Consider the following 17,216-nt stretch of genomic DNA (forward strand, 5'->3'; position numbering starts at 1 on the left):
TTCACATTATATGCAAAAAATTTGCATGTTTAGTAAATAATACAAAATATTTCAACTATTTAAAATACAGCCCATTAAATTCAATAATCACTTCAAAAGCTTCTAAATAAACTAAATATTAACAAAATATTAAGAATTATCCTTTCTTTTCATTTAACAGATTATATGAAAAATAATGTCGTTCGTATTTTTTTTAATTTCCACAAAGATTAGTGGTCTTGATTTTTAATGATTTAAATTTTTGATGAATAACTTCCAATAATGAATACTCATCAAAAGAATCCTGGGCAAGTTCCCAAATCATGATTCCTCCCGTGTTTTGAGCTGCATATTCTACCTTTTGTGAAATGGTCGGTCTTCCGTTATAATATATCTTCCCTAATTCATCAAGTTCTGCAAATTGTTTTCCTGCTTCAACAATTTGTCCATAAGTTGAACTGGTGACATTCGGATAAGTAAAATTATATCCATAAAAAGGCACTCCGAGTGTTAGTTTTTCACTTGGAACATTTTGAAGTTTATGCCAAAACTCAATTCCGTTTTTCGCAAATTCAGAAGAGCTGTGCTGACCTGGATTATTTGGAGTCCATGGGCCTGTGCTGTCATAGGCCATAATGTTTAAAAAATCAAATGCATTTAAAGCTTCGGCATTGATATTTTCAAAACGAGTATTATTAGGCAATGCTGCCGTCATAATTTTTTTATGTTCAAAAAGACTTTTTTTTAATTCGATTACAAATCCGCTATAACCAACTGTTACAGCATTCCATTCGAGATCAACATCAACACCATCTAAATGATGAAGCTCTACAAAATTGATTATATTCTGAATTAAAACAGGTCTCTTTTCTGGTTTGTCAATTAACGAAGACCAATTTGAGGCCTGTTCATCTGAAATTACGCCTCCTGCGAGAGAAATACTTATTACAATATTAGGATTGACTGATTTGGCATATTTAATAAGTGCATCTATATCTCCGGTAAAAATGATATTTCCATTTTTATCGGGATTTGCAAAAGCAATATTCAGATGGGTTAATTTGCAAAACTGAATCGAAGTCATTTTATTAAAATTATCCGATGCTAGATAACCTACAACTCTGGCCGTTTTCGGCTGGCGATCATCAATATTTGAATCTTTATTTGAAGTGCAGCTGTAAACCGATGCAAGCGAAGTTATAAAGAAAAGAATGCCTAATAAGGCTTTATTATTGATCATAATTTTGAATTTTAAACAAATTGTTTTTAATTTTAATTAGATTGAAATAATACCTTATTAGGCATAACTCTATATTTTTAGGATTTTATTTTTAGTTTTTATCCCACCAAACTTTATTTGTCCATTCATTCTTACCTCCCATTCTTGACAAAGCTTCCTGGAAATTTGGTCCATTTTTCTGTGCTTCATCATTTGGATAATACAAGCGTGTTGGTACAACTCCGCCAGTTTCAGAATCTGGATTTGTAATTGGCAATAACTTAGGGAATCCAGTTCTTCTCCAGTTTGAATAAGCTTCAATACTATTTAATAAATAAGTAACCCAAAGCTGTGTTGCAATTTGTTCTTTTTCTTTTCCTGCAACCAAAGGTTTATTATTCAAATAAGTATCTATCGCACCTTGAGTTGGCAACGCTGCACCATACATTGCAAGATGTCTGATACCTGCTTCAACACCTTTTTTATAATAATCAGCTGCAGAACCTGTAACCCATCCTCTAAACGCAGCTTCAGCCAATAACAATTGTGATTCTGAATAACTTACGTGCAAAAATGGAGTTGTTTTTAATTTTAAATAAGGCTGAATACCTGATATAGCATTTGATCCGCCTGGCATTTCCCATTGAAAAACTCCAGGAGTATTTCCAACATACAATTCTTCACCAGGTCCTGGAGGTCCCCAATTTGAACTTCCAGTTTTTGGAGTAGCCAACATTGTTAATCTAGGATCGCCATTGTTTCTTAAAAAATCAATCATTAAAGAACTGAAGTGATCCCCATTTTCGTTTCCAATAAAAGCATATGACAATCCATTTCCTCTAAAATCAAGCGCTCCTGGCGTATCATTAAATGGATAATCCAAACATTTCATAAAACAGTTGTCTGCATTGCTTTGAAAAACTCCATTTTGAAATGCTGCTTTAGCTTGTTTTTCTGCTTCTGCCGGACTAACTTCAGAAATTCTCATTGCTAAACGCAAACGCATAGTGTTTGCTAATTTTTTCCATTTTGTAATATCTCCATCATAAAATTGATCTCCTTTTACAGCACCTCCACCAGCATTTAATTGAGCAAATGCTTCTTCTAATTGTTTAAAAAAGGCATTATAAATATCCTCTTGCTTATCATATTTAGGTGTTACAATTCCTTTAGAGAATCCCAAACCAGCTTCTGAATAAGGACAATCGCCATAAAGATCTGTAATACGCTGCACAATCATTACTCGCATAATTTTTGCTACTGCGTTCATATTTACTAAAGTTGGATCGCCAGAAGTTTTCTCAATAATATCTACAACACCTTTTAATTCATTCGCATAACCATTTCTCCATAATGCTGTCGCATAATCATCATTTTTCTTGAATTTACTTCCAAACTCTGTTACGTTCCATGCACCTGCATAGTGCTGTACAAATCCTCCTGAGTAAATCAAGTTGGCTCTCCATTGGTAATAACCGTCACCAGACATACACAATTGTGCAAACGTAAGTTGTCCTGCAGGATTTGCAGATAACGCCACCGGATCTTTTTCCAGTTCGTCAAAATTTTCTGTACAGCCAACCAGCGTAAATATTGCCAATAAAGCTATTATTTGTTTAAATTTCATAATTTCTTTTTTTAGAATGTAACTTTAAGATTAAAACCATATGATCTTCTAAATGGCAATGAACCATATTCAAAACCTTGTCCATTTCCTGAAGTGTACATAGACTCTGGATCAATGTTTGGCAAATCTTTATTGAAAGTGAATAAGTTTCTTGCAAATGCCGAAACATAGATCGAGTTAATTTTTGCTCCGCCGAAAACACTTTTCGGTATCTGATATCCTAAACTTACCTCTCTCAATTTCACGTAAGAAGCATCATAAATAAATGGTGCTGGTGTATTATTGAAAACTGAAGTCCAGTAATCTTGCGGATTAACAGGAGTTGTATTTTTTACATAAACCGGATTAGCCTCAGTTCCTGTATTTTGAACACCATTTGCTACATAACCTGCTGTAGGAATCCAAGTTGCCTGGCTAAAGTTAGGATCATTTGCAACTGCCTGAGCTCTTGCTGCATTGTAAGCATCTCTACCTTCTGTTGTAACATCAAGAAGTCCTTTTTGTGCTGCAAGTGAATTTGTCATAGAATAAACATCCATTCCGAATTTCATATCAATTAAGAATTGTAATGTAAATCCTTTATAAGAAAAACGGTTTGTTAAACCTGCTGCCCAATCAGGAAGACCTTTTCCTAAAGCAACTTTAGTATCTGTATATAAAGGTAAACCATTTGCTCCAACGATCATTTCTCCATTTGGTGTCTTTTGGAAATCTTTACCAATGATAGTTCCGTATTGTCCGCCAACTTGTGCAACAATTGCAGCACCAGCCCAACGAGCTTCAGAAATAGTATAAGTATCAATATCTGGATGCAAAGAGATAATTGAGTTTTTGTTTTTTGAAAAGTTCAAATCAATTCCCCATTCAAAATCTTGAGTTTTAATAGGTGTTCCTGACAAGAAAATCTCAATACCTTCATTACGAAGTTTACCAGCATTTACCGAAATATACTCATATCCAGAAGTTGCTGAAGATGGTAAATCAATTGTTTGATCTGAAGTATCTTCACGGTAAACTGTAATATCAGCTTTTAATCTGTTTTTGAAGAAAGCCGTTTCAAGTCCAAACTCAACTCCAGTTTTAGACTGATAAGTCAAATTAGGATTTGGTGCTGAAGTATTTTTAATGTTTACAACACTTCCACCATTATAAGAAGAATATGTAGTATAGTTTAAAGCATTTTTGTAAGCTCCAGGTGCATTTGAAACCTGTGCCCAAGATGCTCTGAATTTTCCATAAGAGAAAGCATCACTTTGAATATCGAATGCGTCAGAGAATACAAAACCTAACGAAGCTGCTGGATAAAAAGCATCTTTATTGATTACACTGAACCAGTCATTTCTTCCTGTAAACTCAGCATACAAATATCCTTTATAATCGAATTTAGCAGAACCGTAAACTGAATTTGTTCTTGTTTTTGTATCCTGTGGTGCATTTTCTGTCTGATTAGAGAAGTTGCTGATATATTCTGTACCCGGCTCAATAATATTTGTCCCGAATCTAGAATTTTGCTGTCTTCTAAAATCTCTTCTTCCTGTTCCTAAAATTCCAGAAAGTGTTAAATCTGTAGCTAATTTTATGTTACTGAAAGTGGCAATAAAATCGGTATTCTGTTCAGAAACTGTAATAGTTTCTAATCCTAAGTAACCAAGGTCTCTTCCTGGCCAGGTACTTCCTTTAGCCATAAAATCTTTAGAATTAAAAGTATAAGTATCTAAACCTGTTCTGAATGTTAATCCTAACCAATTTTTAACTTGATAAGTTCCAGTAACATTCCCTATAAAACGGTTTTTTACAGTAGCATTATGATTTTCATTTACAACCCAATACGGATTTAATAAATACACATTGTTATTCCACTGATACATTGAGCCATCTGCTGGATTTACAGAATTTTTAAGCCAAGCCTGATCAATATTTGGCGCTAATCCGCTTAATGAATATCCAACGTTATTTGGTGAATCTCCCAAACCTGGTCTGTTGTTCGTGTTTTCAGCAATATAATTTACATTAGCATCTAAAGTAAATTTATCTGATTTAATAGTTCCATTCAAAGTAGCATTGTTTCTTTCTAAACCTGACTCTGGAATCACGTCGTCGTTTTTAAGACTATTGAATCCAAAACGAACAAAAGCATTATCACTTCCTGCCGAAAGCGCAACTCCATTTGATATTGTAACTCCCGTTTTAAAGAAATCCTGAATATTATTATCTACTTTAGCATAAGGTCTCATAGAACCGTCAAATATTTTTACCTGTTGTCCTACTGTTTCAGAGAATTTAGGTCCCCACGCATTCGTAGTATATCCATAAATTTCGGTAGGGGCTTTATTTGGATCTGGCAAAATTCCGTTTGAACCAGTACCATATTCCGTTTGATAGTCATTGTATTTAGCATTTACTCTATCGAAACTTACACCGCTAGTTAATTCAACCTGTAGTTTTCCTTTGCTTCCTTTTTTAGTTGTAATTAAAATTACTCCATTTAACGCTCTAGAACCATAAAGTGCCGCTGCTGCCGCACCTTTAAGAACTGTCAAGCTCTCAATATCATTTGGGTTGATGCTCGAAATACCGTCTCCACTATCTCTTCCATCAAACCATTTACTTGTTGCAGCCTGATCATTATTCAAACCTGAGTTATCAATAGGAACACCATCTACAACATAAAGTGGTTGGTTACTCTCACCTATACTTGATATACCTCTAATAATAACTCTTGTACTTCCTCCCACACCTGTTGCAGGAATCGATACATCAACACCGGCAACTTTTCCAGAAAGAGCTGTTGCAACGTTAGTTGTAATTACTTTATTTAATTGATCTCCTTTAACATCCTGAACGGCATAACCCAATTCTTTCTTTTGTCTTTTGATACCTAATGCAGTAACAACTACTTCATTTAAGTTTTGTGCATCTGGACTCAATACAACGTTAACTGTTGTTGCACCTGCAACGGTAACAGTTTTAGTTTTAATTCCGATATACGAAAATACAAGCACATCTCCTGCAGATGCCTGAATCGTATAGATTCCGTCAAAATCCGATTGAGTTACGGTTTTTGTACCTTGAACTAATACAGTTACTCCAGGCAACGGTAATCCGCTCTCATCGCTTACCAAACCTTTGATAGTTTTCACCTGTCCGCTCATAAATTGCGTGGTGAGAAAAATCACAAAGATTAATACAAATTGTTTCATTTTTTCATGGTTTTTTTTAGTTATGCGATAAATTTATTGTTAATTTTAACATAAATAAAACATTTTATACAAACAGCAGAAAACTTTAAACAAACGACATAAATCATTCAACATTATGTTTTACGAAAACGTTATTCTCAAAAAATAAAATACTATTTCACTTTTTTTACATTTTTTTCTTCAAAAGAATTGCGTTTTAGCTTCTAATTGTTTAAAGTTGCACAATATTTAAACATTTACTTAAGAAAAGCTAAATCCCAAAAAATTAAGTTGAACGAAATTCAAAAGTTAAAATTCGACATCAAACTTCAAAACCACATTTGGTTTTGGAGCATTTATTTTACTTTAAATTTTTTAAGATGGGGAGCTTATTTTAATGACTATCCTTATGCTTTCAAATCAAATTCGATTGAATTTGCATTAGTTATACCTTTAGTATATTTCAATTTATTTGTTTTAGTACCACGATTTGTCCTTAAACAAAGATATATTCTATATACATTTTCGCTTTTAATAAGCTTATTTGTAATGTATTTATGCAAAACCGCTCTTACCTATTATATTATATCTGAAAATATATGGCCCGAAGCCAATCGGGAATATCATCCGTTTGAAATTAATCATATTGTAGCCGTTTGTATTGGTGAACTTTATGTTCTTGCAATGGCTTCTTCGGTTTATTTGACTTTAACCTGGCTTCGCGAACGCGAACGAAACAGATCATTGAGAGAAAATCAATTCAAAATCAAATTAAAGTATCTTGAAAATCAAATACAGCCACATTTTTTCTTCAATACCTTAAATAATTTATATGCCTTGTCGCTTGAATCTTCAAATAAGGTTCCTGACGTTATCATTAAATTATCCAATTTGATGGAATATGTGTTGTATGATGTAAAAGGAACAAAATTTGTTCCTTTGATTAAAGAAATTGATTACATTCAAAATTATATTGAAATCGAAAAGCTTCGTTTTGAAAACGTGGAAGTTACCATTAATTTGGAGTCTAATATTGAGGACATTGTTGTACCGCCTCTAATTTTCATTTCATTGGTTGAGAATGCCTTTAAGCACGGAGGTTTAAACAATCGAAACCTGAAAATAAAAATCAATTGTAAAGTTATCGACAATAAATTGTTAGATTTTGAAATCCTAAATAATTTTGTAATTTCACAAAATCTTAATCAAAAAGGAGGAATTGGATTAGTCAATACTAAAAAGAGATTAAAGTTAATTTACAAGAATAATTTTACTTTAAAACAGGCAATAAAACTTAACTACTATATAATCCGTTTGCAAATACCTATTCAAAATGAAGATTAAATGTGTTTTGATCGATGATGAACCTTTGGCTATCAAAGTCCTGCAAAATTACTTTACTAATTTTACAGATTTTGAAGTGGTTGCGACATTCAATAATTCTTTGGAAGCACTTGATTTTATAAACAGCACTCCTGTTGATGCCGTATTTCTAGATATCAATATGCCAATGATGACCGGATTTGAATTAATCAGCCTGATTGAGAATAAAACCAAAGTAATTATAACCACTGCCTTTAGGGAATTTGCTGCCGAAAGTTATGATCTTGATGTTTTAGATTATTTGGTAAAACCAATTCCATTACCAAGATTTATAAAATGTATTAACAAAATAACTACCGAATACAATCTAAAAAACAACATCAAGGTTGAAACAACAAAAGGCGATTCTCATATTTTTATCAAAGTCGACAAAAAGATGATGAAAATTAATATTGAAGAAATCCTATTTGTCGAAGGAATGAAAGAATACATAAAAGTAGTTACTCCCGACAAAACTTATATTACACACAAATCTTTAACATCTCTATCTGAAGAATTGCCAATTGATAGATTTTTGCGCATACATAAATCATACGTAATTGCACTGAATAAGGTAAAATCTATTGAAGGAAACCGTATTCAGATACAATCTTATACAATTCCTATTGGTAGAAACTACAGTAAGGATGTAAAAAACAAAATATTGGAATAAAATCCACTTCATATTCCATTTTCTAACTAAGTTAAAACTAACACATTGTTGAAAAAATGATGTTGTTTGTTTAAATTTAACATTATTTGTGCCTTTTTATTTTTTTTTGCTATTCGTAACAAATATATTTACGGTCTTCAAAAAACACTATAATAAAAAATTAACCTTATTACAATTATGAGTTCAGAAAATGTACAAACCAAGTGGGGACAATTTATCTCATTGATAATCGTCTTCTTCTTTTGGGGTTTTGTTGGTTCTGCCAATGACATCCTGATACCAGTCTTCAAAAAAGTATTTACTTTATCACAAGTACAATCACAGTTAGTAGCATGGGCTTTTTATGCTGCTTATTTTGTTGGTGCAGTAATCTTTTTCCTTGTATCTCTAAAAAGAGATGTTTTACAGCAATTTGGATACAAAAAAACTTTAGCGGCAGGATTAATTCTTTCTGCAGTTGGTTCATTTTTGTTTATCCCAGCGGCTTCTTTAGGTAGTTTCCCTTTCTTTTTAACAGCTTTATTTATCGTGGGACTTGGTTTTTCAATTCAACAAATTGTTGCCAACCCATTAGCTATTAAAATGGGAGATCCAGCAACTGGAGCACACCGTTTGACTTTAGCTGGAGGTATCAACTCATTTGGAACAACAATTGGTGCTATTTTGCTTGGAATCGCTTTATTTGGAATGGGAAATGACGATGGTAAGAAAAAAGACCTTCAATCAATTGAAATTGTACAAAATGATTTCACTAAATTAAGAAATGAATTATCTGAAAACATAAAAGCAATTTCAGTTGACAACATAGATTCAAAAGAAGAAACTCAAGCCGCTACGGTTGCGTTGACTGAAAAAGTAAGCCAAATTGATACTCAATTAGCCGAAATTTCAAAAAACTTAAACAATCCTTCAGTTTCTGTAAAACCTTTTGTTGCGCAATATGAAGTAATTGAAAAAGAGGTTGCAAAAATCAAATTGCCACTTGAAGTTGTAAAATCTAAATTACATTTGGTTAAATTCCCTTTTACAATCTTAGGATTTGCATTTATTGTTGTAGCAATTTTCATGTATTTCTCTAAAATTGAAGATCCTGCAAAAATTGACGAAGAAGAAGCCGTAATCGAACACAAGCATGCTAAATTCAGCATTTTTGATTATCCTCAATTATACCTTGGAATGTTAGGAATCTTTATTTATGTTGGAACTGAGGTTACCATCATTAGTAATCTTCCGGCATTATTAAAAACAAGTGAGTTCGGAAGCGTACTAGAGGATGCTATTGCGCCATTTATTGCCTTATACTGGGGAAGTTTAATGATCGGACGCTGGAATGGTGGTGTAAACGTTTTCAATACTTCTAACCTTGTAAATACAGCTTTAAAATTCATCGTTCCTGCTTTAGCATTCGGAGTAATTATTGGAGCTAATATTTTTGCTGCTCATGACGTTTCTTCATTTTATATTTACCCAATCTGGATTTTATTATTCATTGCAGTAAGTTTTGTAGGAGGTAAAAATGCTGGAAAAACTTTAATGCTTTTCGGAATTTCAGGTTTATTGATGATGGTTTTAGGTCTTGTTTGGCCAAATCCAGAAGTTGCTAAATTCTTCTTTATCTCTGGAGGTTTATTCTTATCTATCATGTGGCCTTCTATCTTCGATTTAGCTATTGCAGGTTTAGGAAAAAACACAGGAAAAGCTTCATCTTTCCTAATCATGATGATTCTTGGAGGAGGAGTAATTCCGTTAATCCAAGGAAGTATTTGCGATTTAGATGCTACAAATCCAGGTGGGATTTTAGGAATTTCATACACACATTTCTCATACATTGTACCACTTATCGGTTTTGCTTATTTAGCTTTTTACGGGTTCTATTGCCCTAAAGTTCTAAAAAGACAAGGAATCAGCCATGTTGAAGGTGGCGGTGGCGGACACTAAAATTTTGAAATACCAATAAAAAAAATCCAAATTCCAATTAAAACGGAATTTGGATTTTTTTATTTACAAAAGAAAAAACCTTAGAATCTTAGTATCTTAGAATCTTAGTCCCTCAGAACCTTACTTAGCATTAATAATATTACTCAAATTCTTTTTAAAAATAACCCTGCTTTGCTCTGATACTTTATAAACAACTTCTTTATCAGCATGAACAACAACTTTATCAATATTAGCCGCTAAAAGAGCATTTGGATCTTTTATTTTTAATGTACAAGCACCATCAAAAAAACCATCATCTTCAATTATTTTTCGAGCTTCAATCACAGTGCCATCTGTTAATACTGCCGAAATAGTCATTTCTTTATTCAGCGTTTTCGAATAAAAACCATCCATAACCAACAATAGTCGATACGAATTTTTCACCTCAGGACCTTTAAACTCATGCCTGGTAATATTATACCGAAGACCTTTTGCCAGAGTCTGAAATTTAGTAGTACAATCTAGCTCATAAGTAGCTACATCGCCTGCGTCATTAACACTTGTCAAAACTTTTGCTGCTTGCGCATTGATAGAAATTGTAGCAGCGAAAAACGAAACTAAAACTAGGATAATTTTCATAAGCTATTTTTTTTACATTTACATAAAAGTAAAAAAAAATCGCCTTTTTCAATGAAAAAGACGATTTAAATATTTTACAAAAACCTGATTCTTACTTGTTTCCTTTTTCAAAGTCAGCAACAAACTGCGCTAAACCAATATCAGTTAAAGGATGTTTCAATAAACCAGTGATTGCAGATAATGGTCCAGTCATAACATCAGCACCAATTTTTGCACAGTTTACAATATGCATTGTGTGACGCACAGAAGCTGCTAAAATTTGAGTCTCATAACCGTAGTTATCATAAATCTCTCTAATTTCCTGAATCAAGTTTAAACCATCAGTTGAAATATCATCTAAACGACCAACAAACGGAGAAACATAAGTTGCACCAGCTTTTGCAGCCAATAAAGCCTGACCTGCAGAAAAAACAAGCGTTACGTTTGTTTTGATTCCTTTATCAGAGAAATATTTTGCCGCCATAACACCTTCTTTAGTCATTGGCAATTTTACAACGATTTGATCGTGCAATTCAGCCAATTCTTCACCTTCTTTAACCATTCCTTCAAAGTCAAGCGCATTTACTTCAGCACTTACATCACCTTCAACAAGATTACAGATATCAACATAATGCTTCAAAATGTTGTTTTTTCCGGTAATTCCTTCTTTTGCCATCAATGATGGATTAGTGGTTACACCATCTAAAACACCTAAAGCCTGCGCTTCTTTAATTTGAGCTAAATTAGCTGTATCAATAAAAAATTTCATAATCTATCTATTTATAATTGTGTGTTGAAAAATTCGGTGCAAAATTACAAAATCAATACCAATAACAGTTTTAAAATTTAAATCAATTTAACAATTATGTTTGAAATCTTGCTATTTACCTAATTTTTATAGTTTATAATGATTCATTAACATTTTCTCGTACATTTTATCTGGCAAAGCACGTTTTAAAACAATTGAAAATTTCTGCATAAAAACACCAACTTTATAATGCACGTTTGGTTTCTTAGTCTGCATGATTTTATAGATTGCCTCAGCCATTTCATTCGGATTGCTTCCTGCATCAACATGCTCATTCATTGTTGCCAGTGTTTCACCATACACTTTTTCATAAGCAGAGCCTTTTATAACTGGCGCATGAAAACGTCCTGCAGCAATATTTGTCGCAAAATCACCTGGAGCTACATTTGTAATCTCAATTCCAAACTGCTTTACTTCCATTCTCAATCCTTCTGTAATCAATTCCAAAGCACCTTTTGAAGCCGAATAAACACTTCTATACGGTAATCCCATATAAGCAGCAATTGAAGTAATATTGATAATCAAACCTGATTTTTGCTCGCGCATTTGCGGCAAAACTGCTTTCATCACCTCAATTGGGCCAAAGAAATTAGTTTCAAAATTGTTTTTGATTTCCTCCATCGGAATTTCCTCCAAAGGTCCGGTGATTCCAACTCCTGCATTGTTAATCACTACATCTAAACGTCCTGAAATCTCAATAACTTTTGCAACCGCAGAATGAATTGAAGCTGCATTTCTAACGTCTAATGCTAAAAGCGGAAAAATAGAATTAACTACTTTTTCTGGATTTCGGCTTGTACCATAAACTATGTAACCTTTTTTATGTAAAAACTCACCAATTGATTTTCCAATCCCTGAGGATCCTCCTGTAATTAAAACAACTTTATTCATTTTTCTAGTTAGATGTTAAATGTTATAAGTTAAAAATATTTTTGGAATCAAAAATTACTGACATTGCAAAGCGCTTTTGACTTTTGATAATAATTTTTATTTCCAAAAGCCCAAAAATAAAAAAATCTCCCCGAAGGAAGATTAGATTTATATGAATTCTAAAAAAGAATCTTAATAACGAAAAAAAAAAAAAAAATGGCAAGCGACCTACATCGCACCGCTCAACCACGTACCCTTGCTATGTTCCCATCCTGGGGGAGTCTGCAGGAGCTGGTCGTGTAGGACTTGCCGGTGCAAATATACAATCTTTTTATATTTTTGCAAGAGCTTTGTTGCTATAAAAATATCGTTGTATATTGGCTTATTCAAATTTTAAACTATGAAAAAATATAACTTCCTAGCTGTCATTTTATTAGGAATCACATTAATTGGATGTGGAGAAAAAAATAAAGGCGAAAATTCTTTATTTACTATCGACGATTCTGCATTTCCGGCTCATTTTACGCAAAAAGAACCGCTTACAATCGGAATTTTAAACCCAAAATCGAAAGAAATCGACAGCGTTGCTTACTTCATAAACGACCAAAGAGTTGGAAGCACAAAAGGTGCTACGGATTTTAGAATTGAATTACTAGATCAAAAATTAGGTTACCAATATTTAAAAGCTACCGTTTATTTTGGTTCAGATTCTTCTGATGCGACTAAACGAATTGAATTAGTTTCTGATGTTGAACCTAAATTATTAAAGTATAAAGTCGTAAATACTTACCCACATGATAAAAAGTCTTTCACGGAAGGTTTAGAGTTTTATAAAGATACTCTATATGAAAGTACAGGACAAAACGGAACTTCGTACGTAAGAAAATACGATTATAAAACAGGAAAGATTTTTAAGCAAATCGATCTTGATTCAAAATATTTTGGAGAAGGAATTACTTTTATTAATGGTAAATTATATCAATTAACCTGGCAAGAAAAAACAGGTTTTATTTATAACGCCAATACTTTAAAACTTGAAAAAACTTTTGCTTACGATAAAGATATTGAAGGTTGGGGAATGACAAATGATGGAAAATACATTTACCAAACAGATAAAACAGAAAAAATCTGGAAAATGGATCCGGCAACGCAAAAAATGATTGATTACATCAATGTTTATTCTGGTGAATCCAAAATAAAAGCTATCAATGAATTGGAATGGATTAACGGAAAAATCTATACCAATGTTTGGCTAAAAGATGCTATTGCAGTTGTAAACCCAACTTCTGGAGCGGTTGAAGGAATTTTAGATATGTCTGGCTTACGTAAGTTTATGAGCGACATTACTAAAGATGATGTTTTAAATGGAATTGCTTACAATCCTAAAACTAAAACTATTTTTGTAACTGGTAAAAACTGGAGCAAAATGTTTGAAATAACAGTTTCGGAATAAACCAAAACAAATAATTTTACGAATTTCACAAGTTTTCAACGTTTAATACGTTGAAATTTGTGAAATTTGTTTTTTAACAACCTTACAAACATGATCACATTAATCAAAAACATACAAGAGCTGCTTCAGGTTCGTGAAATTTCAATAGCAAAAGTTTCAGGTTCAGAGATGGCGATACTTCCTTCACTAAAAAACGCTTTTTTAATTCTAAAAGATGATCTTATTGAAAATTTTGGTTCAATGGAAAATCTGCCTGAAATTAATGCCGATAAAATTATCGATGCTACAGGAAAAGTAGTTCTTCCAACTTGGTGTGACAGTCATACACATATTGTATATGCAGGAAACCGTGAACAGGAATTTGTAGACCGTATCAACGGATTCACTTATGAAGAAATTGCCAATCGCGGTGGCGGAATTTTAAATTCGGCTAAAAAACTAAATGAAACTTCAGAAGATGAAATCTACGAACAATCAAAACATCGATTAGAAGAAGTAATGCATTTAGGAACCGGCGCCGTTGAAATAAAATCAGGCTACGGTCTAACAATTGAAGGCGAATTAAAAATGCTTCGAGTTATTAAAAAATTGGCCGAAAATTATCCTATTTCAATAAAAGCTACATTTTTAGGTGCACATGCTTTCCCAACTCATTATAAAGAAAACAAAGCAGGTTATATTGACGAAATCATAACCAAAATGCTTCCTGAAATTGCCCAAAACAAACTAGCCGATTATATTGATGTTTTCTGCGAAACTGGCTATTTTTCTGTTGCAGAAACTGAAAAAATAATGCAGGCGGGAATTGATTTCGGCTTAAAGCCAAAAATTCACGTAAATCAGTTTAATTCCATTGGCGGAATTCAAGCCGGAATTAAATTTAACGCGCTTTCTGTAGACCATCTTGAAATAATGAATCCAGAAGATATCGAAGCTTTAAAAAACACCGAAACGATGCCGGTTGCTTTACCTTCATGTTCTTATTTTTTAAGTATTCCGTACACTCCAGCACGAGAAATGATAAAAGCAGGCCTACCAATAGCATTAGCCACAGATTTTAACCCTGGGTCTACTCCATCCGGAAATATGAATTTCGTTGTAGCAACAGCCTGCATCAAAATGAAAATGACGCCTGAAGAAGCTATAAACGCTGCAACTATTAATGGTGCTTACGCAATGGGACTTTCAGAAACTCACGGAAGTATCACAAAAGGAAAAAAAGCAAATTTAATCCTGACAAAACCAATTTCTTCTTATTATCAAATTCCTTATGCTTTTGGAAGCAATTTAATCGAAAGTGTTTTTCTCGAAGGAAAAATTTTAGAATAAAAAAATAAAAAAGGTCTGTAAAAACTCACAGACCTTTAATATCAAAGTGGTATTATTATCCTAAAACGACAATTATCTTAAACTAAAACTTGTTTTTGAAACTAATTCACCATTATCAAAAACATTGATAAAATAAGTTCCTTTAACAAAATCTTTTCCAGGAAGATCTTCACTTACATTTACACTCTTATTTTCATACTGAACAGTAGTTTTAAAGCTATAAGTTAAAGAGTTATCACCAAAACTTTCTGTTTTCTTTTCTCCTAAAACATTATTTTTAGCGTCAATAACCTGAACATAATATGTTTTATCTCCAGATTTAGCGATTTGGTTTTCAGCAATTGTAAAACTTACTTTCAAAACATCAGCACGACTTGCTTTATCTGTTTCAATTTGTTTTCCAGAGCTTTTCAATTTGTAAGCTGCTGTTTTTGTGTTTAAAATAGATAATTTAGAACCTTTTTCAACAGTTTTAGCCAGTTCTTCGTTTTGCCCAACTAATACTTCATTGTATTTTTTAGACTCTCCTAAAACTACAATAGTACTATCTCTTTGAGTTGTTAAAACACCATTTTGTTTTTTCAGCTCATCATTTTCAGCAACTAAAGTTTTCATTTTGGTCTGCATTGCCTGAACTTGAGATCTATATTTAGAAACGTCTCCTTTTGATTTATTCAAATCATCCATAAGCGCTACTACTTTATCTCTTTCCTGAATTAATTCATCAGACATTGAAGTATTTTCAGCAATTGCAGCATCATAAGTTGCTTTTAATTCTTGTAAATCCTTCATAACAGATTCTTTTTCTGTCATTGTTGTGGTAAGTTCAGTTTTAACCACTTCTGTATCAGAAGATAATTTAAAAATATACACTAAACTACCAATCAGTAGGACTGCTAAAACTGCGATTACCGCTTTTAGACTTGAGTTGTTGTTCTTTGGGTTTTCCATATTTAATAATTTTCTTTATTAACAAATTTAAGAATTAATATATCGTAATAACGTAAGTTGACGCAATTATATTATTTTTGGACAATATTTTTTTTATATGGAGAAATTAATTCCTTTTACTGTTAATGATTTAGCAAAAATCACAAATCACCGAAGCGGCGAAATTAAATTCGGCGAAAAGATGATTGTCATTCCTAAAGAAGCTGACAAAATAAAATTCTTGACTGAAAGTGAGGCTAAATATGTACTTCTAGGAATTCCGGAAGATATTGGCGTGCGTGCAAACTATGGTCGTCCGGGCGCAGCATCGGCGTGGGAATGCGCTATAAAAAGTATTGCTAATATTCAGCACAATCGTTTCTCGAAAGGAAGTCAGATCATCGTTTTGGGTCAGATTAACGTTTCTCAAGAAATGCGCGATGTCGAAAATCTGGATTTTAATGATATCGACGATCGTTCGAAACTGAGTCAATTGGTTGAAAAAATCGACAAAGAAGTTTCTCATATTATATTCACTATTATAAAAGCCGGAAAAACTCCAATTATCATTGGCGGAGGCCATAATAATGCTTACGGAAATATTAAAGGTTCGGCTCTTGCCAAAGGAAAACCTATAAATGCAATCAACTTTGATGCGCATTCAGATTTTAGAATTTTAGAAGGTCGACATAGCGGAAACGGATTTTCTTATGCTTATGAAGAAGGTTTTTTAAAGAAGTATTTCATCTTTGGATTACACGAAAATTATACTTCAAAAAGCGTTTTGGATATTATTAAGAAACTCGAAGATCGTGTTCGTTATAATACTTACGACAGTGTCAATATTCGCAAGGAAAAAGATTTTGACAGAGAAATGGCGCTTGCTTTAGAATTTATCAGAAACGACTCTTTTGGAATTGAAATTGATTTGGATGCTATTCCAAACATTGCCAGCAGCGCAATGACAATCAGCGGATTTTCGGTAGAAGAACTACGTCAGTTTGTTTCCTTTTTTGGTCAGCATAAAAATGCTACTTATTTGCATATTTGCGAAGGAGCACCAGATTTGGCAGATTCTCCAAATAATAATTTAATTGGAAAATTAATTGGTTATTTGGTTACCGATTTTATTAAAGCAAATAATGAAAAAGAAAAATCCAACTGAACTTCAAGTAGCTTAAAACCACACATTTTCCAAATAATACAAGATTCAAATAAAGGATTAAGCGAATAAACCTATCTTTGCACAGAA

13 protein-coding genes and 1 other RNA gene are annotated in these 17,216 nt (G+C 32.8%); 6 read left to right on the plus strand and 8 right to left on the minus strand.

Annotated features, from left to right (window positions below):
* Positions 1-193: 193 nt before the first annotated feature.
* The 3 genes from FN795_RS11960 to FN795_RS11970 form a co-directional block, all read right to left on the minus strand.
* A complete protein-coding gene (locus tag FN795_RS11960) occupies positions 194-1,219 on the minus strand; it encodes a glycosyl hydrolase family 18 protein (protein WP_142450821.1) in 1,026 nt (341 codons plus the stop codon).
* Between the two features lie 91 nt (positions 1,220-1,310).
* Positions 1,311-2,825 (minus strand): SusD/RagB family nutrient-binding outer membrane lipoprotein, encoded by a 1,515-nt coding sequence (locus FN795_RS11965; protein WP_142450822.1) that lies wholly within the window; start codon positions 2,823-2,825, stop codon positions 1,311-1,313.
* A gap of 11 nt (positions 2,826-2,836) precedes the next feature.
* The gene (locus tag FN795_RS11970) at positions 2,837-6,025 is read right to left on the minus strand and encodes a SusC/RagA family TonB-linked outer membrane protein (RefSeq protein ID WP_142450823.1); all 3,189 of its coding nucleotides are present in this window, start codon (positions 6,023-6,025) and stop codon (positions 2,837-2,839) included.
* A gap of 270 nt (positions 6,026-6,295) precedes the next feature.
* Between FN795_RS11970 and FN795_RS11975 the strand changes: the two genes are divergently transcribed.
* From FN795_RS11975 to FN795_RS21550, 3 genes are all read left to right on the plus strand, one after another.
* Positions 6,296-7,348, plus strand: a complete 1,053-nt coding sequence (locus tag FN795_RS11975; protein WP_035648060.1) for a sensor histidine kinase — start codon at positions 6,296-6,298, stop codon at positions 7,346-7,348.
* The gene (locus FN795_RS11980; protein ID WP_142450824.1) at positions 7,338-8,039 is read left to right on the plus strand and encodes a LytR/AlgR family response regulator transcription factor; all 702 of its coding nucleotides are present in this window, start codon (positions 7,338-7,340) and stop codon (positions 8,037-8,039) included. The genes FN795_RS11975 and FN795_RS11980 overlap by 11 nt, the downstream gene beginning before the upstream one ends.
* A gap of 177 nt (positions 8,040-8,216) precedes the next feature.
* Entirely contained in the window at positions 8,217-9,977 is a 1,761-nt protein-coding gene (locus FN795_RS21550) for an MFS transporter (RefSeq protein WP_244289972.1), read from the plus strand.
* Between the two features lie 120 nt (positions 9,978-10,097).
* Here the strand turns inward: FN795_RS21550 and FN795_RS11995 are convergent, their stop codons facing one another.
* From FN795_RS11995 to ffs, 4 genes are all read right to left on the minus strand, one after another.
* Positions 10,098-10,595: a hypothetical protein gene (locus FN795_RS11995; RefSeq protein ID WP_142450825.1), complete on the minus strand. Its 498-nt coding sequence runs from the start codon at positions 10,593-10,595 to the stop codon at positions 10,098-10,100.
* A gap of 91 nt (positions 10,596-10,686) precedes the next feature.
* A complete protein-coding gene (gene fsa / locus FN795_RS12000) occupies positions 10,687-11,343 on the minus strand; it encodes a fructose-6-phosphate aldolase (protein ID WP_035646944.1) in 657 nt (218 codons plus the stop codon).
* Positions 11,344-11,469: 126 nt separating this feature from the next.
* A complete protein-coding gene (locus FN795_RS12005; protein WP_142450826.1) occupies positions 11,470-12,273 on the minus strand; it encodes an SDR family oxidoreductase in 804 nt (267 codons plus the stop codon).
* A 193-nt stretch (positions 12,274-12,466) separates the two neighbouring features.
* Positions 12,467-12,564, minus strand: an RNA gene (gene ffs / locus FN795_RS12010) — signal recognition particle sRNA small type.
* Between the two features lie 88 nt (positions 12,565-12,652).
* On the opposite strand from ffs, the gene FN795_RS12015 reads away from it, so the two are divergent.
* Positions 12,653-13,705 carry a glutaminyl-peptide cyclotransferase gene (locus FN795_RS12015; RefSeq protein WP_142450827.1) on the plus strand — a complete coding sequence of 351 codons (1,053 nt, stop codon included), beginning with the start codon at positions 12,653-12,655 and terminating at the stop codon, positions 13,703-13,705.
* 90 nt (positions 13,706-13,795) lie between these two features.
* Entirely contained in the window at positions 13,796-15,034 is a 1,239-nt protein-coding gene (gene hutI, locus FN795_RS12020; RefSeq protein ID WP_142450828.1) for an imidazolonepropionase, read from the plus strand.
* A 72-nt stretch (positions 15,035-15,106) separates the two neighbouring features.
* Here hutI and FN795_RS12025 read toward each other — a convergent pair whose 3' ends face one another.
* Complete coding sequence (locus FN795_RS12025) at positions 15,107-15,985, minus strand: hypothetical protein (RefSeq protein WP_035646952.1); 879 nt, start codon at positions 15,983-15,985, stop codon at positions 15,107-15,109.
* A gap of 97 nt (positions 15,986-16,082) precedes the next feature.
* Between FN795_RS12025 and FN795_RS12030 the strand changes: the two genes are divergently transcribed.
* A complete protein-coding gene (locus tag FN795_RS12030; protein ID WP_142450829.1) occupies positions 16,083-17,129 on the plus strand; it encodes a formimidoylglutamase in 1,047 nt (348 codons plus the stop codon).
* The last annotated feature ends 87 nt before the right edge of the window (positions 17,130-17,216 follow it).

Origin of the sequence: Flavobacterium resistens (assembly GCF_900182645.1) — a bacterium.
GTDB lineage: Bacteria > Bacteroidota > Bacteroidia > Flavobacteriales > Flavobacteriaceae > Flavobacterium > Flavobacterium resistens.